The sequence below is a fragment of the Pseudoalteromonas sp. A3 genome (genome assembly GCF_025942345.1).
GTDB lineage: Bacteria > Pseudomonadota > Gammaproteobacteria > Enterobacterales > Alteromonadaceae > Pseudoalteromonas > Pseudoalteromonas atlantica.
The window spans coordinates 21430-44770 of sequence record NZ_JAPCKL010000003.1; the positions used below are offsets into that span (position 1 = coordinate 21430).

The 23341-nt window shown below is 41.0% G+C and carries 25 protein-coding genes; 8 read left to right on the top strand and 17 right to left on the bottom strand.

Features of this window, described 5'->3' with window-relative positions; translation table 11 throughout:
• Window positions 1–4: 4 nt before the first annotated feature.
• A complete protein-coding gene (gene rlmD / locus OIZ54_RS06175) occupies window positions 5–1330 on the bottom strand; it encodes a 23S rRNA (uracil(1939)-C(5))-methyltransferase RlmD (RefSeq protein ID WP_264389987.1) in 1326 nt (441 codons plus the stop codon).
• 111 nt (window positions 1331–1441) lie between these two features.
• On the opposite strand from rlmD, the gene barA reads away from it, so the two are divergent.
• The gene (gene barA / locus OIZ54_RS06180; protein WP_264389988.1) at window positions 1442–4216 is read left to right on the top strand and encodes a two-component sensor histidine kinase BarA; all 2775 of its coding nucleotides are present in this window, start codon (window positions 1442–1444) and stop codon (window positions 4214–4216) included.
• Between the two features lie 104 nt (window positions 4217–4320).
• Here barA and pdxJ read toward each other — a convergent pair whose 3' ends face one another.
• From pdxJ to rpoE, 10 genes are all read right to left on the bottom strand, one after another.
• Window positions 4321–5052 (bottom strand): pyridoxine 5'-phosphate synthase, encoded by a 732-nt coding sequence (gene pdxJ / locus OIZ54_RS06185; protein WP_029771927.1) that lies wholly within the window; start codon window positions 5050–5052, stop codon window positions 4321–4323.
• Window positions 5053–5073: 21 nt separating this feature from the next.
• Entirely contained in the window at window positions 5074–5766 is a 693-nt protein-coding gene (gene recO, locus OIZ54_RS06190; protein WP_264389989.1) for a DNA repair protein RecO, read from the bottom strand.
• A 20-nt stretch (window positions 5767–5786) separates the two neighbouring features.
• A complete protein-coding gene (gene era, locus OIZ54_RS06195) occupies window positions 5787–6719 on the bottom strand; it encodes a GTPase Era (protein ID WP_004586229.1) in 933 nt (310 codons plus the stop codon).
• Complete coding sequence (gene rnc, locus OIZ54_RS06200) at window positions 6709–7386, bottom strand: ribonuclease III (protein ID WP_004586228.1); 678 nt, start codon at window positions 7384–7386, stop codon at window positions 6709–6711. Before rnc ends, era begins: the two co-directional genes overlap by 11 nt.
• 2 nt (window positions 7387–7388) lie before the next feature.
• On the bottom strand, window positions 7389–8324 hold the full coding sequence (lepB, locus tag OIZ54_RS06205; protein ID WP_004586227.1) for a signal peptidase I: 936 nt from the start codon (window positions 8322–8324) through the stop codon (window positions 7389–7391).
• A gap of 16 nt (window positions 8325–8340) precedes the next feature.
• Window positions 8341–10128: a translation elongation factor 4 gene (gene lepA / locus OIZ54_RS06210; protein ID WP_004586226.1), complete on the bottom strand. Its 1788-nt coding sequence runs from the start codon at window positions 10126–10128 to the stop codon at window positions 8341–8343.
• A 189-nt stretch (window positions 10129–10317) separates the two neighbouring features.
• Window positions 10318–10767 (bottom strand): SoxR reducing system RseC family protein, encoded by a 450-nt coding sequence (locus tag OIZ54_RS06215; RefSeq protein ID WP_264389990.1) that lies wholly within the window; start codon window positions 10765–10767, stop codon window positions 10318–10320.
• Between the two features lie 19 nt (window positions 10768–10786).
• Window positions 10787–11737: a MucB/RseB C-terminal domain-containing protein gene (locus tag OIZ54_RS06220; RefSeq protein WP_264389991.1), complete on the bottom strand. Its 951-nt coding sequence runs from the start codon at window positions 11735–11737 to the stop codon at window positions 10787–10789.
• A 4-nt stretch (window positions 11738–11741) separates the two neighbouring features.
• A complete protein-coding gene (locus tag OIZ54_RS06225) occupies window positions 11742–12368 on the bottom strand; it encodes a sigma-E factor negative regulatory protein (RefSeq protein ID WP_024033083.1) in 627 nt (208 codons plus the stop codon).
• Window position 12369: 1 nt separating this feature from the next.
• Window positions 12370–12951 carry an RNA polymerase sigma factor RpoE gene (gene rpoE, locus OIZ54_RS06230; protein WP_004586222.1) on the bottom strand — a complete coding sequence of 194 codons (582 nt, stop codon included), beginning with the start codon at window positions 12949–12951 and terminating at the stop codon, window positions 12370–12372.
• Between the two features lie 245 nt (window positions 12952–13196).
• On the opposite strand from rpoE, the gene nadB reads away from it, so the two are divergent.
• A complete protein-coding gene (nadB, locus tag OIZ54_RS06235) occupies window positions 13197–14807 on the top strand; it encodes an L-aspartate oxidase (protein ID WP_024033085.1) in 1611 nt (536 codons plus the stop codon).
• Here nadB and OIZ54_RS06240 read toward each other — a convergent pair.
• Window positions 14782–15036: a hypothetical protein gene (locus OIZ54_RS06240; RefSeq protein ID WP_319640996.1), complete on the bottom strand. Its 255-nt coding sequence runs from the start codon at window positions 15034–15036 to the stop codon at window positions 14782–14784. The genes nadB and OIZ54_RS06240 overlap by 26 nt on opposite strands.
• Before the next feature lie 157 nt (window positions 15037–15193).
• Complete coding sequence (locus OIZ54_RS06245) at window positions 15194–15445, bottom strand: succinate dehydrogenase assembly factor 2 (protein ID WP_004586219.1); 252 nt, start codon at window positions 15443–15445, stop codon at window positions 15194–15196.
• Between the two features lie 162 nt (window positions 15446–15607).
• On the opposite strand from OIZ54_RS06245, the gene OIZ54_RS06250 reads away from it, so the two are divergent.
• The gene (locus OIZ54_RS06250; protein WP_004586218.1) at window positions 15608–16519 is read left to right on the top strand and encodes a YgfZ/GcvT domain-containing protein; all 912 of its coding nucleotides are present in this window, start codon (window positions 15608–15610) and stop codon (window positions 16517–16519) included.
• 12 nt (window positions 16520–16531) lie between these two features.
• Window positions 16532–17017 (top strand): FKBP-type peptidyl-prolyl cis-trans isomerase, encoded by a 486-nt coding sequence (locus OIZ54_RS06255; protein ID WP_004586217.1) that lies wholly within the window; start codon window positions 16532–16534, stop codon window positions 17015–17017.
• A 41-nt stretch (window positions 17018–17058) separates the two neighbouring features.
• Here OIZ54_RS06255 and OIZ54_RS06260 read toward each other — a convergent pair whose 3' ends face one another.
• From OIZ54_RS06260 to OIZ54_RS06270, 3 genes are all read right to left on the bottom strand, one after another.
• Complete coding sequence (locus tag OIZ54_RS06260; RefSeq protein WP_264389992.1) at window positions 17059–17547, bottom strand: hypothetical protein; 489 nt, start codon at window positions 17545–17547, stop codon at window positions 17059–17061.
• A gap of 16 nt (window positions 17548–17563) precedes the next feature.
• Window positions 17564–18343, bottom strand: a complete 780-nt coding sequence (locus OIZ54_RS06265) for a DUF481 domain-containing protein (RefSeq protein ID WP_276537847.1) — start codon at window positions 18341–18343, stop codon at window positions 17564–17566.
• A gap of 66 nt (window positions 18344–18409) precedes the next feature.
• Window positions 18410–18739, bottom strand: coding sequence for an HI1450 family dsDNA-mimic protein (locus tag OIZ54_RS06270; RefSeq protein ID WP_264389993.1), 330 nt, complete (start codon window positions 18737–18739; stop codon window positions 18410–18412).
• Window positions 18740–18988: 249 nt separating this feature from the next.
• On the opposite strand from OIZ54_RS06270, the gene OIZ54_RS06275 reads away from it, so the two are divergent.
• The 4 genes from OIZ54_RS06275 (at window position 18989) to OIZ54_RS06290 (ending at window position 21789) form a co-directional block, all read left to right on the top strand.
• Entirely contained in the window at window positions 18989–19780 is a 792-nt protein-coding gene (locus OIZ54_RS06275; protein WP_264389994.1) for a crotonase/enoyl-CoA hydratase family protein, read from the top strand.
• A 72-nt stretch (window positions 19781–19852) separates the two neighbouring features.
• Window positions 19853–20206 (top strand): CidA/LrgA family protein, encoded by a 354-nt coding sequence (locus OIZ54_RS06280; protein ID WP_264389995.1) that lies wholly within the window; start codon window positions 19853–19855, stop codon window positions 20204–20206.
• Window positions 20199–20918 (top strand): LrgB family protein, encoded by a 720-nt coding sequence (locus tag OIZ54_RS06285; RefSeq protein ID WP_138684442.1) that lies wholly within the window; start codon window positions 20199–20201, stop codon window positions 20916–20918. Before OIZ54_RS06280 ends, OIZ54_RS06285 begins: the two co-directional genes overlap by 8 nt.
• Before the next feature lie 37 nt (window positions 20919–20955).
• Window positions 20956–21789, top strand: a complete 834-nt coding sequence (locus OIZ54_RS06290; RefSeq protein WP_264389996.1) for a mechanosensitive ion channel family protein — start codon at window positions 20956–20958, stop codon at window positions 21787–21789.
• A 42-nt stretch (window positions 21790–21831) separates the two neighbouring features.
• Here OIZ54_RS06290 and OIZ54_RS06295 read toward each other — a convergent pair whose 3' ends face one another.
• Entirely contained in the window at window positions 21832–23184 is a 1353-nt protein-coding gene (locus OIZ54_RS06295; RefSeq protein WP_024033089.1) for a magnesium transporter, read from the bottom strand.
• Window positions 23185–23341 lie beyond the last annotated feature (157 nt).

The window sequence follows — 23341 nt, forward strand, 5'->3', positions numbered from 1 at the left end:
CGCTTTACCTCCGTTGAAATAACGCCATTGTTTCTATGTGTCCTGTATGTGGAAACATATTCATTAGCCCAATTTTAGTAACTTCAAAGCCTGCTTGCGAAATAATTGCACTGTCACGGGCTAAAGTAACAGGATCGCAAGAGACATATAAAATGGTTTTAAACTGCTTTAAAGGTAGTTGCTCTAAAACAGCCATAGCACCTGTGCGAGAAGGGTCTAATACTAATACGTCTAGCGCCTTATTAAACCATTGTGCTGTTTCAATTTTTTGCGTTAAATCAAAACAATGAAAGTGCGCATTAGTGATAGAGTTAGTTTGCGCATTTTGTGTCGCCATTGCAACCGCCGATGTAACCCCTTCTACTCCAATAACCGATTTAGCATGCTGGGCTAGCACTAATGAAAAGTTACCAATACCACAAAATAAATCCAATACTTGCTCGTTTCCTTGCAAGTTAAGCCAATTTACCGACTGAGCTAACATAGCTTGGTTAACTTCATCATTTACTTGAATAAAATTACCAAGGCCAAATTCAAACTTTAAATTAAACTTTTCTAAAAAATAATACGGCGTAGGCAAATGAGTCTGCTCTATAACATCGCTGTTGTCTTGCCAAGTAATTAACCATTGCTGTGCGTTTGCTGCTTCTTGTATATAGCTTTTGGCTTCATCTGGTATCGCTTTAGTATGGCGAATAACAATAAAGTTCCCAGCCTCGTTTTGGCATAACTGTAAATGACTTATACTGTGTAGCGCTTTATATTGATTAATAAGCGTTTCAAAAATACTAAATACGTTAGTAAATGCCTTACTAAGCACATCACATTGCTCAATACTAATCACATTTTTAGAGCTAGGCGCACGATACCCAACTCGCATTTTTTTAGCAGCTTTATCATACATTACGGCAATACGGGCACTGCGTCTGTAATGAGTGGGCTTACTTAAAAGAGGCGCTTGCCAATTTAAGTCGCTTAATTTGGCAAATTTTTGAAACAATTGCGTCACTGCATTTTGCTTTTCAGCCACTTGCTGATTTATTTCTAGGTGCTGCAACTGGCAACCACCACAGTGATTATAATGCTGACAAAAAGGCTGCGTGCGTGCATCGCTTGGATTAATAACCTTAACCAGCTTTGCACTACTGTATTTGGCTTTATCTTCTATTAGGGTTGCCGTTACTTTTTCATTCATTAAAGCGCCGCTTACAAAGCACACTTTATTATTGTGTTTGGCAACGCCCCGCCCTTGATGATCCATGGCCGTAATATTAAGTGTGAGTGTTTGCTGTTTAAGTGGTTTTTTCTTTGCTTTAAAAATTTGCGCCATGCGGCATTACCTTAAATTTTGTATTACGTATAAGCAAATCAGATGCTTTGAGAATAGCCGATGAACCGTATATACTCGATCCATACTAATAATGATAATAACGCTTCCATTATGACCAAATTAGGCTTACGTGATTCTGTTTTAACCTTAACCTTGATCCCCACAGTGATCATTGGTTTGTTACTTGGCGGCTATTTTACAATAAATCGTTACATTGAGCTTGATGAAATTTTATATCAACAAGGCAGCTCAATATCTGAACCCTTAGCAATTGCTTTAGAGCAGCCTTTACTTGAAAAAAATAAAAAGCTGCTCAACCGTCTGATTAGTTACACACACAATAAGCACTCCCCAACCATTAAATCGATTGCTATTTTTGATACCAGCAATCAGCTTATTATGACCAGCAACTATCATCGCTCGTTTGATGAACTAACTCAAAAAGAACAAATTGAAAATCTTCACACAACAAAAATTAATAAATCAGAAGAGTTAATCACGTTCTACACCCCAATTTTTAATCACTCTGCGCCGGTATCAAAATGGGATATTAATGATTTTCAAACCCCGCTTGGCACCGTTATTTTACAACTTAATAAAGACCAAGCGATTATAGGCCAGCAGCGAGCGGTTTTAATTAGCGGCATTGTTATTTTATTTTCAATAATATTGGCATCTATTTTAGCGCTTAAGCTTAGCCGTATGTTTATGAACCCGCTTAATAAGTTAGTACTTGCCACCGACAAACTAGTTGAGGGTAAAAGAGACACGGGTTTAAACGACACCATGATGGGCGAATTTGAACTTTTGCGTGAAGGGCTTAATACCATTGCCCACACTATGGTTATGCAAAAAGACGAAATGCAGAAAAATATTGATCAGGCCACGAGTGATTACCGCGAAACCCTAGAGCAATACGAAACCTCAAATATTCAGCTAACCATGGCCAAAAAAGAGGCGCAAGATGCTAACCGCGTTAAGTCCGACTTTTTAGCTAAAATGAGTCACGAGTTACGCACCCCACTTAATGGGGTTATTGGCTTTACGCGCCAATTGTATAAAACACCTTTAAATAAACATCAAAAAGACTACCTCGATACCATAGAGCTTTCTGCCAATAGTTTATTGACGATTATTAGCGATATTTTAGATTTTTCTAAACTTGAAGCGGGCGCAATGGAGCTTGAATCAATCCAGTTTCAACTGCGCGATAGCGTAAACGATGTTATGACATTATTAGCTCCCTCGGCGCATGAAAAACAACTTGAGCTATCTATTTATATCAACCCACAAGTGCCTGATGATTTAACCGGTGACCCCACTCGCCTTAAACAAGTACTCATTAACTTGTTAAGTAATGCCATTAAGTTTACTGAAAAAGGCTCTATAAAAGTTGATATAAGCTACCGCTTATTAGATGAAGACCGCGCCTCTATTTTAGTATCAGTAACCGATACCGGTGTGGGTATTCCAATGGATAAGCAAGATGCGTTATTTACTGCATTTGGCCAAGCAGATTCATCCATCACCCGAAAATTTGGCGGCACTGGTTTAGGTCTCATTATTACTAAACATATTGTAGAGGCTATGAATGGCCGAATAACGCTAAATTCAGCCCCGGGAAGCGGCACCTGTTTTACCTTTAATGGTGTGTTTAGGTTGCCTGATCATACCTTTAGTAACGACTTACCTTCTAAATCACTTATTGGTAAACGCATATTATACCTAGAGCCACACGAGCATACGCACCACTCAGTGCTTTCTGTATTAAACGAGTGGGAAGCGGTTGTAACCGCCTGTTTTAATGAAGCAGCGTTTTTAGACGCCATCAAACATAAAATGTTCAAGTACGATATTTGTATTATTGGTGATATGGCATCGGTAGATGATATGCAGCGACTTAAGAGCTATGTGAATATGGTTCGCGAGTCGTGCGATTATTTATACCTTATGCTCAATACGGTATCGCATAATATGCGCGAAGCGTTTATTGGTAGCGGTGCCGATGCGTGCTTAAGTAAGCCGCTTAATCACCGTAAATTATGTGAAGTACTGGCTGCGCCTTATCGCCTTGACCATCCAACCTTAAATATTGAGCCAAGCGATCAAACATTATTGCCATTAAAAGTACTGGTGGTAGATGACAACGATGCAAACTTAAAACTTATTTGCACCTTGTTAAAAGAGCAAGTTGAATTTATAGATACGGCCTACAATGGCTCACAAGCCTACAGTTTAAGTAAAAGCCATAAATACGATGTTATATTTATGGACATACAAATGCCGATTATGGATGGCATTACCGCGTGTAAACTTATTAAGGAGTCTTCTTTAAACGAAGACACACCTATTATTGCGGTAACCGCGCATGCACTGCACAGCGAAAAAGAGCAGCTATTAAAAGATGGCTTTAAAGGCTATTTAACTAAGCCTATTGATGAGGACATGCTGAGCCAAATTATTTGCGATCATAGTCCGCAATCGCCCGTAAGCCGCGACAAAATTAAAAGTGTAACGTCACAAAGCCCAGCTCCATTTGAAAGTAACTGCTTAGATTGGTCGCTTGCGCTACAACGTGCAGGGGGCAAAGGTGAGCTGGCGCTGGAAATGCTCAATATGCTATTACAAAGTGTGCCAGAGACACTCTCGCAGCTCAACGAAGCTATTGAGCAAAACGATTGCCAAACGGTATTAAGTGTTATCCACAAATTCCATGGCGCGTGCTGTTATACCGGTGTGCCTAAGCTTAAATCACTGGCAGAAACCATAGAAACCTCACTTAAAAGTGATTGCGTGCTAGATAACGTTGAGCCTGAACTATTTGAGCTTCAGGATGAGCTGGAAAACCTCATGGCAGATGCAAGTGCTACTGAGCATCAACGCTAAAAAACACGTAATAAAAAAGCGCAGTAAATGCGCTTTTAACAGGTTTTAATATCATTTTACTTAATTAAGTATTGCTATGAAATGATGCCACCATGGGGTTAAATTTATAACCTTGCCTCAATCATAAGACGTTTCATGTCGCGTACTGCTTTTTCAAGGCCATCAATAGCTGCGCGCGCAATAATAGCGTGGCCAATGTTAAGCTCATAAATTTCAGGCATTGCAGCAATAGGTTTTACGTTATGATAATGAAGGCCATGCCCTGCATTTACAATTAAGCCTAAGCTCGCCGCGTATTTTACACCCTCTCGTATGTGCTCAAGCTCTTTATGTAAATCTTCATCATTAGTGGCATCTGCATACGCGCCGGTATGAATTTCTACATACGGTGCACCACACGCTTTAGCTGCATCTAACTGTGCTTTATCGGCATCAATAAATAATGACACTTTAATACCCGCATCAGTCAGTGTTTTAGTGGCCGATTTAATTTTATCTACGTTACCAGCCACATCTAGGCCGCCTTCGGTCGTAAGCTCTTCACGTTTTTCAGGTACTAAACATACGTACTCAGGCTTTACTTCAAGGGCAATGTTAATCATTTCATCTGTAACCGCTGTTTCAAGATTCATACGCGTTTGAATCGTTTTAGCCATTACGTATACATCGCGGTCTTGAATATGGCGACGGTCTTCACGCAAGTGAATAGTAATACCATCTGCACCGGCGTGCTCTGCCACACTGGCCGCATGTGCTGGGTCTGGGTATGATGTACCACGCGCTTGGCGAAGCGTTGCAATATGATCAACGTTTACGCCTAAAAGAATGTCTTTCATTTTGTTACCTGTAAAATATGTTTATTGAGAGGCCATAAATAATTCACGGCTTTTTAATGGTTTATTACCCAGTAAAGGTTTTAGTAAATAACGGCTTAATTGTTTTGCCATATAGAGTACATCGCTTTGGCTAAAATCATGATTAGCAATCGCTTTGAGCTGCGCGCCTCTAAAACCTGAGCGCGTATCTTGTTGCATCAAAAAACCCAACTCAGGAAAGTAACTATACGTTTGCCTTTCATCAATTGGCTCACCACTGGCATCAAAGCTAAAGTCGACGCCATAACCCAACAACTCTAATAGTTGAAATTCGTATGAGCGCAGCACCGATTGTAAATCGACATCGCTATTTAAGTTCTCTAGGTGAGTTTTGTAGAGCTCAAACACTTGTTCAAGTGGCTCGTTTACCGGCACAATGCGGTTAGTCAGCTCATTTAAATAAAAGCCACAGTAAAGCTTATCCTTTGTTAAATATAAAGGATTACCATGTAGCTCAAATTTATTAATGTATTTTAAATCGTACTTGCCACTGTAATGAACAAGCAGTGCCTGAAAAGGCTGCAATTGTGCTTTGTGTTTAGTGGCCTGGCGACCACTCACTCTGGCTAGCATTCTAAGCTGGCCTACGCCTTCTACCAGCATATCGAGCATTACTTGGGAGTCGCTATAAGGACGCCGATGTAATAGGTACGCTGTGTAGAAGTCGCTATCCATATTATTTGGTTAAATGCAGGTTAATCTTCGCCATAGCCTAAACTTCTTAAGGCACGTTCATCATCTGCCCAACCCGATTTAACTTTAACCCAAAGCTCTAAAAACACTTTGTTATCGAGCATTTCTTCAAGGTCTTTACGGGCTTCACGGCCAATCACTTTAAGCTTTTCGCCTTTGTTACCTATTACCATGCGTTTTTGGGTTTCACGCTCAACAAGAATTAACCCGTTGATATGCCAAACACCGTTTTCTTGCCATTTAAACTGCTCAATTTCTACAGTAACAGAATACGGCAGCTCTTCGCCCATAAAGCGCATTAGCTTTTCACGAATAACTTCTGCCGCCATAAAACGCATTGAGCGGTCGGTTACATAGTCATCAGGAAAGTAAAATTCGCACGGTGGTAAGCGTTTAGTTACTTCGGCTTTAATTAAATCAACGTTTTTACCCTGTGTTGCCGATACCGGCATTATGCCCACAAAATCAAATTTGTCGCCAAGCATCTTCATATGCGGTAATACTAAATCGCGGTCTTTTACTTGGTCTATTTTATTAATAACAAGTAAAACAGGCTTACCACTTTGCGATACTTTATTAAGTACCATTTCGTCATCGGCATTCCAGTGAGTGCCCTCAACAACAAAAATAATAAGCTCGACATCACCAATTGAACTCGATGCAGCACGGTTCATCAAGCGGTTAATAGCGCGCTTTTCTTCAACGTGTAAGCCCGGCGTATCAATATAAACAGCTTGGTGTTGCCCTTCTGTATGAATACCCATAATACGGTGGCGAGTTGTTTGTGGCTTGCGCGAGGTAATACTTACTTTTTGCTCAATGATTTCATTAAGCAATGTTGATTTACCTACATTAGGGCGGCCAACAATGGCAACCATGCCACAAAACGTATCAATATCACCTTCATGAGGCTGTATTAAGGTATCAAGATTCATTTTTTAGTATCTTCAATGCTTTTTCGGCAGCTTTTTGTTCGGCTTTACGGCGCGAGCTACCAACAGAAATAATGCTATCCATACCTTCAACTATACATTCAACCGTGAACGTTTGATTGTGCGCTTGACCTTTGGTATCAACAACGGTGTAGCCCGGTAAAGATAACTTACGCGCTTGTAGATACTCTTGCAGCAGGGTCTTAGGATCTTTTTGATTAAGCCCTGGTGAAATAGCATCAAGTCGAGATTCGTACCACGCTAAAATCAGCTCGCCACAGCGGTCTATGTTTGAGTCTAAAAACACAGCCCCTATAATGGCTTCTACAGCATCAGCTAATGTTGATTCACGACGAAAACCACCGCTTTTTAACTCACCCGGCCCAAGGCGCAAGTAGTCACCTAAACCAAACTCTAGCCCAAATTCAGCAAGTGTTTGGCCACGCACAAGCGTAGAGCGCATACGGCTTAAATCGCCTTCACGCGCTTTTGGAAATTTGTCGTACAAAGCATTGGCAATAACAAAGCTCAAAATTGAATCGCCTAAAAACTCTAAGCGTTCGTTGTGTTGACCTTTATGACTGCGGTGCGTCATTGCCTGTTCAAGTAAACCTTGATCAGCAAATTCGTAGCCAATTCGTTTATATAATTCTGTTACATTTTTTTTCATTGTTACTGAATATTACCTAGGCGTTCAAAACGAACACCAGTTGGAACCCATCCTGGTAAAACATCATCTGGGCCATTCTCAAATTCAAAACTCATCCATATAAAGACAGCTTTACCCACCAAGTTTTCTTTTGGTACAAAGCCCCAAAAGCGACTATCTTGGCTGTTGTCGCGGTTATCACCCATCATAAAATAATGATCAGCTGGTACAGTCCATTCATCCGAAGGAGTCCCTGGTTGCTGATAGTAACGCCCTTTACGTTCAGGAGCGCGTGGGTTGATTAAAATGTCGTGCTTGAGTGTCGTTAAATCTTCATTTACTCGGGCAAGCGACATTTGGCCTTGTTTAAACTCATTATCGTTAATTAATTTAAAATCAATTTTATTAAACTCATTACAAAGTAGGTCACCCTGCTGGGTCTCGCCTTCTTTACAATTAGGTTGAATATATAAACGCTTATCACGATAAACAATTTTATCGCCCGGTAAACCAATAGCACGTTTTATATAATCTACTCGCTCATCTAACGGGTATTTAAAAACAACAATATCGCCGCGTTCAGGCTCGCCTACATCTACAAGCTGGCTACGCCATACTGGGTCTTTAATCCCGTACGAGTACTTTTGTACTAAAATAAAGTCGCCCACCAACAGGGTTGGCATCATTGAACCTGACGGTATTTGAAAAGGCTCAAAAATAAACGACCTAAAAATAGTAATAGCTGCAATCATCGGAAAAATCGATTTTGCAGTTTCTGTAATTGCCGGCTCAGGTGCAATTAACGCCGCTGTTTCTTCATCAAGCTGGCCACCGGCAGATGTTTGGGCAAGCGCCAAACGCTCTTGCCTTTTTGGCGCATACATTAGGTGGTCAATTAACCATATTAAACCTGAGCCTAACGTTAATAACACCAATAAAACTGAGAAATAACCAGCCATCTATAATCCTTTGTTTTTATTTACCAACTTTCAAAATAGCTAGAAACGCTTCTTGCGGTACTTCTACGTTACCCAATTGCTTCATTCGTTTTTTACCATCTTTTTGCTTTTGCAGTAGCTTTTTCTTACGGCTCACGTCACCACCGTAACACTTAGCGATTACATTTTTACGTAATTGCTTAACCGTGGTACGGGCAATAACATGTTGTCCTATTGCAGCTTGAATCGCAATATCAAACATTTGACGCGGAATAAGCTCTTTTAACGCATCAGCAAGTTGGCGGCCGCGTGATTGTGCACTGTCTCGGTGAACAATTATAGCGAGTGCATCAACACGTTCACCATTAATAAGTATATCAACACGTACCATGTCTGATGTTTGAAAGTGCTTAAAGTTGTAATCAAGCGATGCAAAACCACGACTGGTTGACTTTAATTTATCAAAAAAGTCCATAACCACTTCAGCCATAGGTAGCTCATAAGTTACAGCGACTTGTTTGCCGTGATAACTCATTTTAGTTTGCATACCACGCTTTTCTACACACAGAGTAATAACGCTACCTAAAAACTCTTGCGGTACAAGTATGTTTGCCTCTACCACTGGTTCGCGTATTTCAACAATATCATTTACCGCCGGTAAGTCAGACGGGTTATCAATTTGACTCGTACCTTCTTTGGTTACTACTTCGTAGATTACAGTAGGTGCCGTGGTAATTAAATCAATATCGTATTCACGCTCTAAACGCTCTTGAATAATTTCCATGTGTAGCATACCTAAAAAGCCACAGCGGAAACCAAAACCCAGTGCTGTTGAATTTTCAGGTTCAAAAAATAACGACGCATCATTTAAGCTTAGTTTATTAAGTGCATCGCGAAACGATTCATAATCATCAGAGGCAATTGGGAACATACCTGCATATACTTGCGGCTTAATTTTTTGAAAGCCTGGTAAACGCGCTGGTGCCGCATTTTTTTGATGCGTAATCGTATCGCCCACTGGGGCGCCGTGTATTTCTTTAATACCGGCAATAACAAACCCTACTTCGCCGGTACGTAAAATACCCGTGTTGGTTTGTTTAGGGGTAAAAATACCCACGTGATCAGCTGTATGTACTTGCTCGTTCGACATTATTTTTATTTTGTCGCCGGCACGTAGTTCACCGTGCTTAATACGCACTAGTGATACAACACCTTGGTATGGGTCAAACCACGAGTCAATAATAAGCGCCTGCAAAGGTTGATCTTTTTCACCTACCGGTGGTGGGATATCCTTTACAATCATTTCAAGTACTTCAGCAATACCAACACCTGTTTTTGCACTACATTGCACAGCGTCTAGGGCATCAATACCAATAATGTCTTCAATTTCTTCTGCTACACGAAGCGGATCGGCTTGCGGTAAATCTATTTTATTTAAAACAGGGATTACTTCTAAATCCATTTCAATGGCGGTATAACAGTTTGCCAGCGTTTGTGCTTCAACACCTTGTCCGGCATCAACAACTAAAAGCGCACCTTCACATGCCGCTAAAGAGCGAGAAACTTCATAAGTAAAGTCAACGTGCCCTGGTGTATCGATAAAGTTAAGTTGGTAGGTTTCGCCATCGTTAGCTGTGTAGTTAAGCGTTACACTTTGCGCTTTAATGGTAATACCGCGCTCACGCTCGATGTCCATTGAATCTAACACTTGCTTTTGCATTTCGCGGTCTGTTAAGCCACCACAAACCTGGATCAAACGATCTGAAAGGGTCGATTTACCATGGTCAATATGGGCGATGATCGAAAAATTACGGATATGCTTCATAAACTGGATTCTAAACTTCTATTTTAATAGGCTAAGTACGAACACCTGAGTGACTTGAAAATACTTATTGGGTATAAGTGCTATATAAGTGGCTAAATGCGCTTTAGATAATCAAATTTTTGATTGCCTTTTTACCCTGTATTTCCAAGTTACTCTGGTATAGAACGGCAATTTTACATTTAATTGCCCTTAATCACCATCTATTTGCGTTAAAGGAATGCTAATTGGATGAATTTTTATCACTTTTACATCATGCCTGAGTGTTTTTACTTTGCTTTTAGCTAAAAAGTAACCACCTACACCGCCCAAAGCGGCGAATAATATTTGCCATCCCTGCGCTAAAAGTAGTAATTCGGCACTAATAAATGCAAGCGTTAATCCTAAAAATAAAGGCAGCATGTATACAGCAAAAGCATGTTTGACTAGATGCGAATCATCTAATGAGAGCGTTACTTTTTGGCCCACTTCTACAGGAGTATCAAATTGATATGGAAAGGTTTTTTTATCGCTACCAAAGAGTTTGGCAAAGACTTGCGAGCCACAGCGACCATTACACCCTTCGCAGGCTTTTTTTTGCTGGGCTTCTAAGTGGGCAGTGGTGCCATCTAGGGCAACCACTGTAAGTGTTTGTTCAATCATAACAACCCTTACGAATTGTTTATAATGCGCGAGTCACTGACTCAGCAATTGCCTTTGCGGTTTGGCTTGGCACATTACCAACAACGGATACATCAAAGTTTCCGCCATTATGCACATAAATTGTCGTTGCGCCAGAAGTTAATGATCCGCTTAAGCGGCGACCTGGTAAGGGGCGCTGTACAAAAACTGAAATTTCAACAAACCCATCAGAATATAAATAATAGTCAGTAAGTTCGTTATTTAAATCAAGTTTATGGCGGTCTGACTTTAGTAATTTAAAGCCATTAGGTAACCAACCAATGCGCCAGTTTGTGGCATTGCTTTTTTCACCTTTCAGTGCGTTACCTGGTAATGGCGTTGGAAAATTACGATTGAGCACTTCTAAAATCATCGGTGCTGGTTGCTCTGTTACGCTAATATGGGTTAACTGTAGCTGCTCTAATGCTTCACCTTTGTGGTTAACATAAGCGGCTTTTAATAACAGTGATGACTCTGTATCAAGCCAAATCCAATAGTTATATTTATATTCATCTTTTGATTCTATTCTCACCAGTTGCGCCGCTCGCCCTGCAATACGGCCTTTACCACCTAGCACAAAATCATATTGGCTGCTTAGCGCTTCAATATCTTTAAATAATACTTCAGGTATTGGCCCAGCAATGGAGTCTGTATTTATAGAATATGGCTGCGATTGCGGTTCAAAGTAGGTTACTTGGTCGTTAATTCTCACCATTTCTAAGCCCGCGCCATTAAGTAAACTTAAATGCTCAAGCTCTGTTTCACCTTGCTTTGCATGAACCCAACGGTAAGGTTCCATGGCTTTACCCTTTACCACCACAAAAGAGGCGTCAAAATTACGGGTATGCACTGCGTTCGCCATGTTTAGTAATAAATCTTTGGCGGGATTTGTGTCGTTAGCAAAAACATTAAAGCTTAATACTAACGACAGAACAAAAGTGATTACTTTCATTTAATTAGTTTTTTTCCTCTTGCGCTTTGTCACTATTTTGCGCTGTTTGCAAAGAGTGTGCAACACGTGCTTGACGTTGATGCTCTAAAACTAACGCGCCAATGCGTTGTTGCTGTAATTCGCGTAAACCTTGCTCAGCGTTTTCAAGAGCAGGTTCTGAAGAATAACTCACCGGCGACGCCATACCTGTTAATGGGGTAGTTTGTAAAAGCGGAATTTCGCTTTCTTGCTCGCCCGCACCTTGCGGCAAGGTATTTACGCCAACAATGGCAAACATAGCTACGCTTGCAGCAATAGCAAGTTGTGCAACCGGCTTACGCCAATTAAACGCCACTACTTTGTTATCTTGCTGCGCTTCACTGTGCTCGGTATCTGGAGCTTTGTTTGCTGTCGATTGGGTGAAATCGGCATACACAGGCTCACTTTCAAGTGCTAAGGCGATGTTATCGCTTATATCGATGTGTATGTCGTTGTTATTTTTTTGAGCACGCATCGCATCACCAATTAGCGCATATCGACCAAACGTAGCAACATCCTGATCAGAAATTTTACCCTCTGCAAGGTGTTGTTCGCCGTCAAGTAATGCTGATAACGTTTCGCTATCCAACTTGTTAACGTGTGCTTTTGTCATACTAAGACTCGCCTATTAATGGGTTTAATTTATTATCTATTGCTTCTCGGGCTCTAAAAATACGCGAACGTACTGTCCCAACAGGGCAATCCATTACCACGGCTATTTCTTCATAGCTCATCCCTTCGATTTCTCTTAGGGTAATCGCGGTTTTAAGGTCTTCAGGCAAACTATCAATCGTATTAAAAATAACAGCGCGTACTTCGTCGCTTAACAGTAAGTTTTCAGGCGATGCGTTTGAACGCATCGAATCCGCACCGTCATAAAACTCGGCATCTTCAGCGTCTATATCGTTTGCTGGCGGTTTACGGCCCTGAGCTACTAAATAATTTTTAGCACAATTAACGGCAATACGGTATAACCACGTATAAAAGGCACTATCACCTCTAAAGTTTGGAAGTGCACGGTAGGCCTTAATAAATGCCTCTTGTGCTACATCTGCAATATCGCCTTGGTTAGACACATAACGTGAAATTAACCCTGCAATTTTGTTCTGATACTTCTTTACTAATAGGTTGAAGGCGTTTTTATCTCCTTGCTGGACCCTTTTTACAAGCGCTAAATCTAATTCCTGCTCGCTCATTCGAGCCGGTACTCCTCTGTTTGATTCTTGCTGGTTATTCATAGTGTCGCCATTGTTCACAAATACTCTGACCTCTTTATGAATAAAAAGTTCTGCTTAATATTATTTTTTTATAAAATAGTCGTAAATAACGGCGCTAAGCCATTAAAATCACTACGTAGTAATATGACAAATATGATACAACTACATTATTAAAAACAAATATTGCTCTAATTTGAGCATTGTAACCGCAAAGTACCTCTGACATGAACCAAAATAAACATCATATTGCTGATGTCGCTATTATCGGTAGCGGCGCGGCGGGCTTATCTCTTGCATTGTCTTTAGCTAACTATTGTAATGTTACTGTGATCAGTAAAGGTGCCCTCACCGAAGGCTCTACACTGTATGCACAAGGCGGGATTGCCGCAGTATTTGATAAAAAAAACGACAGCATAGAATCACATGTTGAAGATACCCTTGATGCCGGCGGTGGTTTATGTGACCGAGAAGCTGTGCATTATACTGCAAGTAATGCGCATCAGTGTTTACAATGGCTCATTGAGCAAGGCGTTCCTTTTGATATGGAGTTTGATAGCAAAGGAAAAGAGCGCTTTCATTTAACCCGCGAAGGCGGACACAGCCATCGCCGTATTTTACATGCAGCCGATGCCACTGGTAAGGCCGTACAAACCACCTTAATTAGCCAAGTTAAAGCGCATAAAAACATTACCTTGCTCGAGCAATACAATGCCATCGATTTGATTAGTGATAAAAGCTTAGGTAAGCCGGGTTCGCATATTCATGGCATGTACGTGTGGAATAAAAAAGCAAAAAAAGTAGAAACTATTTCAGCTAAATTTGTAGCGCTCGCAACAGGGGGGGCAAGCAAGGTGTATTTGTACACTTCAAACCCTGATGTATCTAGCGGTGACGGTATTGCCATGGCGTGGCGTGCAGGCTGTAGGGTAGCCAATATGGAATTTAACCAGTTTCACCCCACAAGCCTTTATCATCCAGAGCTACAAAACTTCTTAATTACCGAAGCTATGCGCGGTGAAGGAGCGTATTTAAAGCGCCCCGACGGCACTCGCTTTATGAAAGACTTTGACGATAGAGAAGAGCTGGCACCGCGCGACATAGTAGCCCGTGCTATCGACTTTGAAATGAAGCGTTTAGGTGCAAATTGTGTATACCTAGATATTAGCCACAAAGATAAAGACTTTATTATTGAGCACTTCCCTACTATTTACGCAAAGTGTTTAAGTGTAGGGCTTGATATAACCAAAGAAGCCATCCCGGTTGTTCCTGCCGCGCATTATACGTGTGGCGGTGTAATGAGCGACTTTAACGGTAAAACCGATTTAGATAACTTATACGCTGTAGGCGAAGTAGCCTACACGGGTTTGCACGGCGCTAACCGTATGGCGAGCAATTCATTATTAGAGTGCATTGTATTTGCTCACGCTGCCGCAAAAGATATTTTAAGTAAACTTGAGCATGCGCCAGCACCACTTGCGCTGCCAAGCTGGGATGAAAGCCGAGTCAGTAATTCTGATGAAGAAATTGTTATTACCCATAACTGGCACGAACTGCGGTTATTTATGTGGGATTATGTAGGCATTGTGCGCTCAACTAAACGCCTAGAACGAGCACTGCACCGTGTTGAGTTATTACAACAAGAAATACATGATTATTACGCAAACTTTAGAGTAAGTAATAACTTATTGGAGCTTCGTAATTTAGTGCAAGTAGCCGAGCTGATAATTAGAAGTGCAATGCAACGTAAAGAAAGCCGCGGCCTTCACTATACGATTGACTATCCTGAGCAAAATGAAAACCCAACACCCACTATTTTGATTCCACCTCGCCATTAATGGCAATCAATGCTGCGCGCTTTAAACGTGCGTAGCTTTGCCTATTTACGCCATTAGCTGAAATAATAAGCCATTGGCGTTTATTAAAACCTTTGATGTGTAACCATACACTGGTGTTTAATATTTTTGTTTTAGGGGTTATTTGCCCCTGAACTTTTAAACTTTCGTTTTCGAAGCGTATTTGCTTAGGCTCTAAAATAATAACGCCACTTTCAGGGTGAATAGTCACTATTTTTTGCCATACCCAGCAAAACGCAATTGTATTTACAGTTATACAAACAACTATGCTAAAAAAAGAGCTTAAATAAAGCCCTAATACCACACTTAATAAGCAGAAAAACAGCACCACAGGCCGCTGTTCTGCTTTGTTATTTACTACCGTAAACCTATACACGAACTCGGTCTAAAATTAGCGATACCATGGTATTAAGCTCAGCATCTTTACATTCTTCATGGCCCATAAACCATGCAAATAAATCAGGGTCTTCTTGGGTTAGCAAACGCTGAAATACAGCCTGTTGCTGTGCATTTAACGAATCATACGCCTGCTCTACAAATGGCATAAACAAAACATCTAACTCTAACATGCCGCGGCGACAAGCCCAGCGTATACGTGCTTTACTATGAATTTCAGTCATTTTAAACCTCATACTTAATTGTCCCGAGTTTAACAAATACCCGCCTAATTAGCAGCTATTAATCTGTGTTCAAATAATAAAAAACTGCCCGCCTTCGTTGCTGTACCCTAGGTTATAACTGCGTTATTATGTCTACTCATTTGTATTGCACAGAAGGTTTTTATGTCGAGCGTTTATGCATGTCCGTTATCTCACCAACTTATTAGCCTAACCGGTGCGGATAAATTGTCTTATCTTCACGGACAAATCACTCAAGATCTCAATAAACTATCTAACAGCAATTATTTATGGGCTGGTCACTGCAGTGCCAAAGGCAAGTTGTGGGGTGTGTTTAAATTATTTTCTCACCAAGATAGCTACTACTTAGCAGGTTCACAGCCTGAGGTAGAGAAGTCGCTCAGTGAGCTAAAAAAATACGCTGTGTTTGCCAAAGTAGATATTGATGTTTCTACGAACAGATTAATCGGGTTGATCAGTGACGATTTAACCCCAGTACTAGAAAAACTTGATATTCGTTTTTCTGATGACCAAACGGCCTGTGACTTCCCAAGTGGTAAAGCCCTTAAGTTAGCGCCAAATCGCGTTTTACTAATGGTTGATAGCCAATTTAGTATGCCAGATGATGTGTCTACATTAGATAACTGCGCACTATGGCAAGAAGCCGCTATAAAAGCGGGCGAGCCACAATTAAATAGTGACGCCATTGGCGAATACGTACCACAAATGGTAAACCTTCAAGCGATTAACGGCATTAGTTTTAAAAAAGGCTGTTACACCGGCCAAGAAACGGTTGCCCGTATGAAGTACCTAGGTAAAAACAAACGCGCTATGTATATTGTTACAGGTAAAAGCGATGGCCTACTTGAAGAGCCAGAGCTTGAAACCCAAGTGGGCGAAAACTGGCGTCGCGCTGGTAAACTAATTGCCCAAAGCTATAACGAAAATAGCCAAACCTTATTTGGCCTTGTTGTGCTGCCAAACGATACACCAAGTACACACGTGCTTCGTGCAAAGCACACCCCTCAGGTAGAGCTAAGCATTCTGCCTCTACCTTACTCTCTTGAAGATGAATAAATAGGAATGACTATGATCGTTGCACCAAACACAGTAGTAAAAATGCATTATTCAGTACTGGATAACGATGGCAATACCATTGATAACTCTTTTGATGGCGAGCCACTGGTTTTTATTATTGGCACAGGCTACTTAATCCCAGGGCTTGAAAATGCACTCCAAGGCAAGCAAGCCGGTGATACATTAAATGTAAAAGTAGAACCTGAAGAAGGCTACGGCGAACGTCACGATAACCTAATGCAAGCGGTGCCTAAGTCGATGTTTGATGGCATGGAGATTGAAGTGGGTATGCAATTTAGAGCGTCAACTGATGATGGTGATCAATCTGTGATGATTATCGAGATTCAAGATGAAGACGTTATAGTTGATGGCAACCACCCGCTTTCGGGTATTACCCTTAATTTTGATGTAGAAATTTTAGAGGTGCGCGAAGCAACCGAAGAAGAGCTTGCGCACGGCCACGTGCACGGTGAAGGCGGTTGTGGTCACGATCACTAATCATACCGCCGTTTATAAAAAAAGCGCCTAAGGCGCTTTTTTTATAACATATTGTTGTAGGTCGCGGTTTTTATTGCCGCCGGTTCCTCTAAAGGAGTTTCCCTGGGTGTTATTTTACCCTCAAGCGCACGTAATAAGCCTTGCTGATCGTTTGTTCCCACTCGGTACTTAGTACCGTCTTTTAAGGTTAACTGTAGCGCACTAAACCCGGATACAGAATACACCCACCCATCATGCGTAATACGAATACCAATACCATGGCGGTAAGAGTTTTGCACCGCTTTAGCCTCTACTATGTCCGCAAGTGCTAATCGTTGCCCCGCAACGCCAGGGCCAAAAGCCCAACTAATTGTTTGCTCATCAACTTTTACAGTTAAACCATGAAACAAAAAACCGACTAAAACCAATACACCGGCAAATACCATTAATGGCACATCGGCGCCCATTAAGTTCCAGGCTAAGGCAACAAAGCCGCCTATCCATGCTAAAACAAAAAATATAAACACCGCATATTGTTTATGCTGATACATAACGCTCTCTTTATTATTAAAAACTGTACACCAATGTGGCGCTTAATTCTGAGTCGTATTTAAGGTTATCGTCTTCAGGTTTTGAATTATAACGATACATGTAGGCAAACTTTAACGATACCGCACCTATGACTTGGCTAATCAAGGCGGTTTCTGACTTCAAACGCGAATTTAACCCCGACAAAGACTGCTCAATACTCACATCTTGATTAAAGCGCGTGCGCTTTGATACCAAACGCTCCCACTGCATTGCAATACGTACTAAATAACCAGTTTTGTTTTCATCTTCTTCGCTTACCTCTGATTCATCATCAGCGACAGAGCGATATAAACCTGGGCCAATATCAATATCTACTTTATTTTTTACACCTTGGTAAACTCTGGCTCCATAGCCTGTAGCCACCGTACTTTTGTAATCTAGGCCACTAAATTTATCTTCTTCGTAGTCACCGTAAATAAAAAATGAAGAGTTTTTAACGCCCACTTTGTAGTTACCTTGTGCAGAGACAAAAATACGGTCTGCCGTTACATCGGTTTGCCCTGTATCTTCGTTTTGATCTCGTTTATACAAGGTGTCTAATTTAAATTGGTTACGCCAATTTTCGAAGTCTTGGTATAAATTTCCTCTAAACTTAAAGCTGGTAGAGTTAGTATTACCCTTACTTAAAATCAAGCCAAATTCAGTATCGCCATAGAGCATTTCGCCTTTATGTAGCTCGTGAATTTCTTCATCAGAGAGTTGTCCATATTCATGAAAGTCTTCAAATGGATCAACAGCCCAACAGCGGCTGCTCATTATTAAAAACACGAATAGTAAATACTTATGCACGGTAAACTCTCTTGCACATACAAACAAAACTGCTTACTCAGCGTGCTCTGTTTCTTTCCACAAAATATGACAAAACGGCGCGTCTTTATCACGGCTAATTAAAATTTTTGCAAATAACACATCTTCGTTTTCAAACTCTAACCCCACTAGCACTTGCACAAATAACTCCGGCTCTATTTCAAGTGCTACAAAGTCTTGCCATTGCTCATCAGGCTCGCCCTCTTCAATAAACCCAAGCTCTTCTCGGTATTCGTTAAAGTCTACAACATCTTGTTCGCTAAGATTATTTGGCGCCAGCTCTAAAAAAATATCGTACGCTTGATGGGTAACTTCTTCTTCGCTATATAAACGTGGGCCTGACATGGGTAAAACCTCAATGCATTTTAAGTGCGCACATAATATCAAAACTCATCTGTGTTTTGAGAAAAAACAGCTAAAAATAATGACTTTTTTGTTACCAGCTCATGCGCAGTTAAGCTTAAATAAGATTCAAAGTGCTTTGACTAAAAAAGTTAAAAATAATTCAATTTATTTTTTATTATAAAACAAACCGTTACTTTACTTAGTAAGGCGTACATCATAAGCTCAAACACATAATAATAGGAGAGCGCAATGATAAAACTAGAAATACAACAAGGCATTGCTAACGTTATTTTAAGCCGCGCAGAAAAACAAAATGCACTTAGCTTTGAGATGTTCATGCAATTAAACAGCACTATTAAACGTATAAAAAAAGATAAAAGTGTTCGCGCCGTAGTGATAAAAGGTGATGGTGAGCATTTTTGCTCAGGGCTTGATGTGGCTGCAGTGATGGCCTCACCATTAAACATTGTTAGGCTGTTGCTAAAATGGCTACCTGGCAATCAAAACCTAGCGCAAAAAGTGGTACTGGGCTGGCAATCGTTAAGCGTACCTGTGATTGCGCAAATAAACGGAAATTGTTTAGGGGGTGGGCTACAAATAGCATTGGGCGCCGACTATAGAATTGTTGATACCCAAGCAAAACTGGCCATTATGGAAGCGCGTTGGGGGCTATGCCCCGATATGGGCGCTAATGTAGTGCTTGCTGGTTTATTAAAGCGCGACCAAGCGCTGTGGCTGGCAAGCCATGCCAATCCTATTAGTGCACACACGGCCTACGAGCTGGGGTTAGTCACAGAGCTTACAGACAATACCGAACAGGCCACGCAGCGCATGTTAAATATATTACGTGAACGCTCCCCCGATACACTGGCAGCGATAAAGCGCGTTACTCAGCAAAGCTACACAACAAACCAACGACAAATTTTAGCTAAAGAAACGTTTAGCCAAATTCGCTTGTTACTCAATCCTAATACTAAAAAAGCAATTGCCAAAGCAAAAGGGAAAACAGATATAAGCTATGCAAATTCAAAGCGCTGGTAAGACTAAATTAGCATTCAATAATAGTGCGTATTTGCTAACGTTAATTTCTTTCTATATTAATGAGCCATTATCATGAAGTACTTGCTTAGCAGTGCAATTATTTTACTGTGTTTAGGGTGTGCTAAATTAATAATGCACTTAATTGGTGGCAGCTTTCCTGCACCGCTCCTTGGCATGGTTATTTTACTGTGTTTATTACTGTTAGGTGTAGTGAAAGAGCACCATATTAAACCCTCGGCCTCCCCTATTTTAAATATTATGCCAATATTTTTTATACCCGCGGGGGTAGGATTTATCGAGCACATTGCACTTATTAAGCTGCATTGGCCCTATTTGGTTTTGGTTATTTTGCTAGTCCCTGCCAGTACGCTTTTACTGGTAAGCAGTGTTGTTGGCTATGTTAAAGGTAAAAATAACAATGACTGAGCTGCACCTTACGCTATGGTACTTAACAACTCCCGCTATTATTTTGCTGTTTTTACTATTAAGAGCGTTTAATAAACACTGGCAGCACAGCATAGTAAAGTCGCTCACCAACCCGGTGTTTTTAAGTATTGCGATTATTGCCTTAGTACTTGTTAATTTAAAATTACCTTATGCTGATTTTTCCACGCATAGCCAACTACTTAGTTGGCTATTAGAGCCTGCTATAGTGGCACTGGCCTTACCTTTGTATCAGCAGTTTATACATGTAAGAAAAAATCTACTGTTAATAGTAAGCACGTGTAGCTTAGGCATTATTAACGCCACTGTGGTGGCTTTTATTTTAAGTATTTTATTTGATGTACCCGCCAATTTAAGCGCCTCCGTAGCTGCATTAAGTGTAACTACGCCTATTTCGTTAATAGTTACTGAGTCCTTAGGGGGGATTAGCTCTCTTGCCGCAGCATTAGTTATATTTATTGGCTTACTAGGTGCACTCTTTGGGTTAATGCTCATTAAGTGGATAGGTGTTAATAACCACCAAGCTCAAGGAATAGCAATGGGAACTGCGTGCCATGCTATAGGCACCGCAGCAGCACTGGACGAGCACCCAAAAATAGGCGCGTTTTCCTCGGTTGCGATGGCTTTAAGCGCATTATTAACCGCCATAATAGTCCCCGTGCTATATCCTTTTTTAGTCAACACTTTGCTATAGTTAGCAAAAAATAATTACGCAATATAAAGAGCCCACTATGATCAGTTCTGAAATAGAACAATTTGAAAAATACTACACCATGCTCACTGAGTATTTAGTTACCTACAGCATGCAAATTGTGGGTGCCGTTTTTATTCTTATACTGGGTTTGTGGGTGGCTAAAAAACTCTCAAATTTAGTCGCTAAATTGATGGCTCGTCACAATGTCGATATCACGCTTACCAGCTTTGTCAGTAACGTGGTAAAAGTATTGCTTATTGTGATGGTTGTTGTGATAGCGCTTGGCAAAATAGGCATTAGTGTTACCCCCTTTGTAGCGGCTATAGGTGCTGCTTCTCTGGGTGCGGGTTTAGCCTTACAAGGAATGCTTTCAAACTATGGCGCAGGCCTTGCTATTATTGCCACGCGCCCTTTTGTGGTAGGCGATACCATTGAAGTAAAAGGGGTCAGCGGCCAAGTAAAAACAATTGAGCTGGGTTACACCATTTTAATTGATGAAGAAAAAGTAGAAATCACTATTCCTAACAAGCACATAGTGGGTGAAATTATTCACAACTCGTTTAGCTACTCGTTAGTTAAAGGAGAAATAGACATAGCCTATACTGCCTGCGCTGATACCGCTGTTAGCCTTATTGAAGAAGTATTAAAGGCTCATGATCAGGTGGCTCAAAACCCTATTTCTCAAGTAGGCATAGAGCGCTTTGCCGATAGCGGCGTAACCATTAGTTATCGCTATTGGGTGCCTACAACCAAAATAATAGAAACCAAGCTTGCTATAAACGCAGGCGTTTATAAAGCCATTAATAGCGCTGAGATAGAAATACCCTTTCCGCAGCGGGTGGTTACTATTAAAGAACACGACCTTTCTTAATAAAAAACAAAGCCGCTTAATGCGGCTTTGTTGTTTTTTAGCTTAAAGCAGTAATAAACTGCCTAACCCTAAAAAGGTCACAAACCCAACTATATCGGTAACCGTGGTTAATATTACCGAGCCAGAAAGCGCAGGGTCTATTTTCATTTTGTCTAAAATAGACGGTATAACAACCCCAGCTAACGACGCAGCAACTAAGTTAAGCAATATAGCAACGGTAATTGTAATGCTTAGCATTATGTCGCTAAACCAAACAAAGGTGAGCGCGCCAATCACTAATGCCCACACTAAGCCGTTCACCGCCCCTACCCGTAGCTCCTTTTTTAAAAGTGCATTGCGGTTAGAGTCGGTTACCTGGCCAAGCGCTAAACCGCGCACTATTACCGTTAAAGTTTGACTCCCGGCGATTCCGCCCATAGAGGCCACCACAGGCATAAGTACCGCCAGTGCCACAACCTGCTCTATTGTTGCGCCAAATAAGCCAATAAACCACGATGCTAAAAACGCAGTAGCTAAATTTATACCCAGCCAAATTCCCCGGTTTTTAGCACTTTTTCTTACACTGGCAAACAGGTCTTCGTCTTCGCGTAAACCACCAGCTTTGGCCGCAGCTTCGTCGGCAATTTCTTGGCGTAGTTCGTATGCCGAGCTAATGGTTAAACGCCCGACTAATTTATTATCGGTATTAACCACCGGCATGGCCATTTTTTCACTGTGAATAACCACTTCTGCCGCTTCGTATAAATCATCATCAGCATGCAATGATGAAAAATCATAGTTTGCCAGCGCCAATAGGTTATCGCCTTCATCGGCTTTTATTAAATCATTTACTGCAAGTTCACCTATTAGGCTGCCTTGGCGGCTAACTAAATACACAACTTCGCTGTATTGCGGCAAACCTTTGTGCAGTAATTTTTTAACGCCTGCAATTGTTGCTTTTTCAGTTATTTTTAGAAAGTCGAAACCAACCCAGTGACCTAATTGCTCAGGCGGATACTGCTGAGCAAGATCGTATTGTTTCGTTTGTGCTTCATCGAGTTGCTTTTTAGCATAATCAACAAAGCGCTCAGGAATAACCTCTTCAAGCTCAAGTAATTCTTCAACATTCACTTCATCTAATAGCGCGTATGCCTCGCTATCATCTAAGGTTTGTAGTAACCATAAGCAGCTGTCATCGCTCAGGGTGACGAATATTTCATGCTGCGTGTCTTTATCTAATAGCTGCCAAATTTCTAGACGCTGTTCTTTTGGGATGGCTTCAAAAAGTAGCGATAGGTGCTCAGTAGATAAATTAAGCTGTGCATCGGCTAAAAGCTGGCTTTTTTGCGTGTGTGTTTCGCATTGTAATAAATCGTTTATTAGCTGCGGTAGTTGGTCGACTGGATACTCAATCATCTTGAAACCTTAAATTTAAAAATGCACATTGCTTATAGTTTACTTGAACAATAAAAAATTGCAGAAAAAACCTAAACTTATTAAGACGCTTTAAGCTTTGATGGTTGAAACTGCGCTCATTATTTTTGCGCATTGTAGGGGTAAAAACACCAGCGAT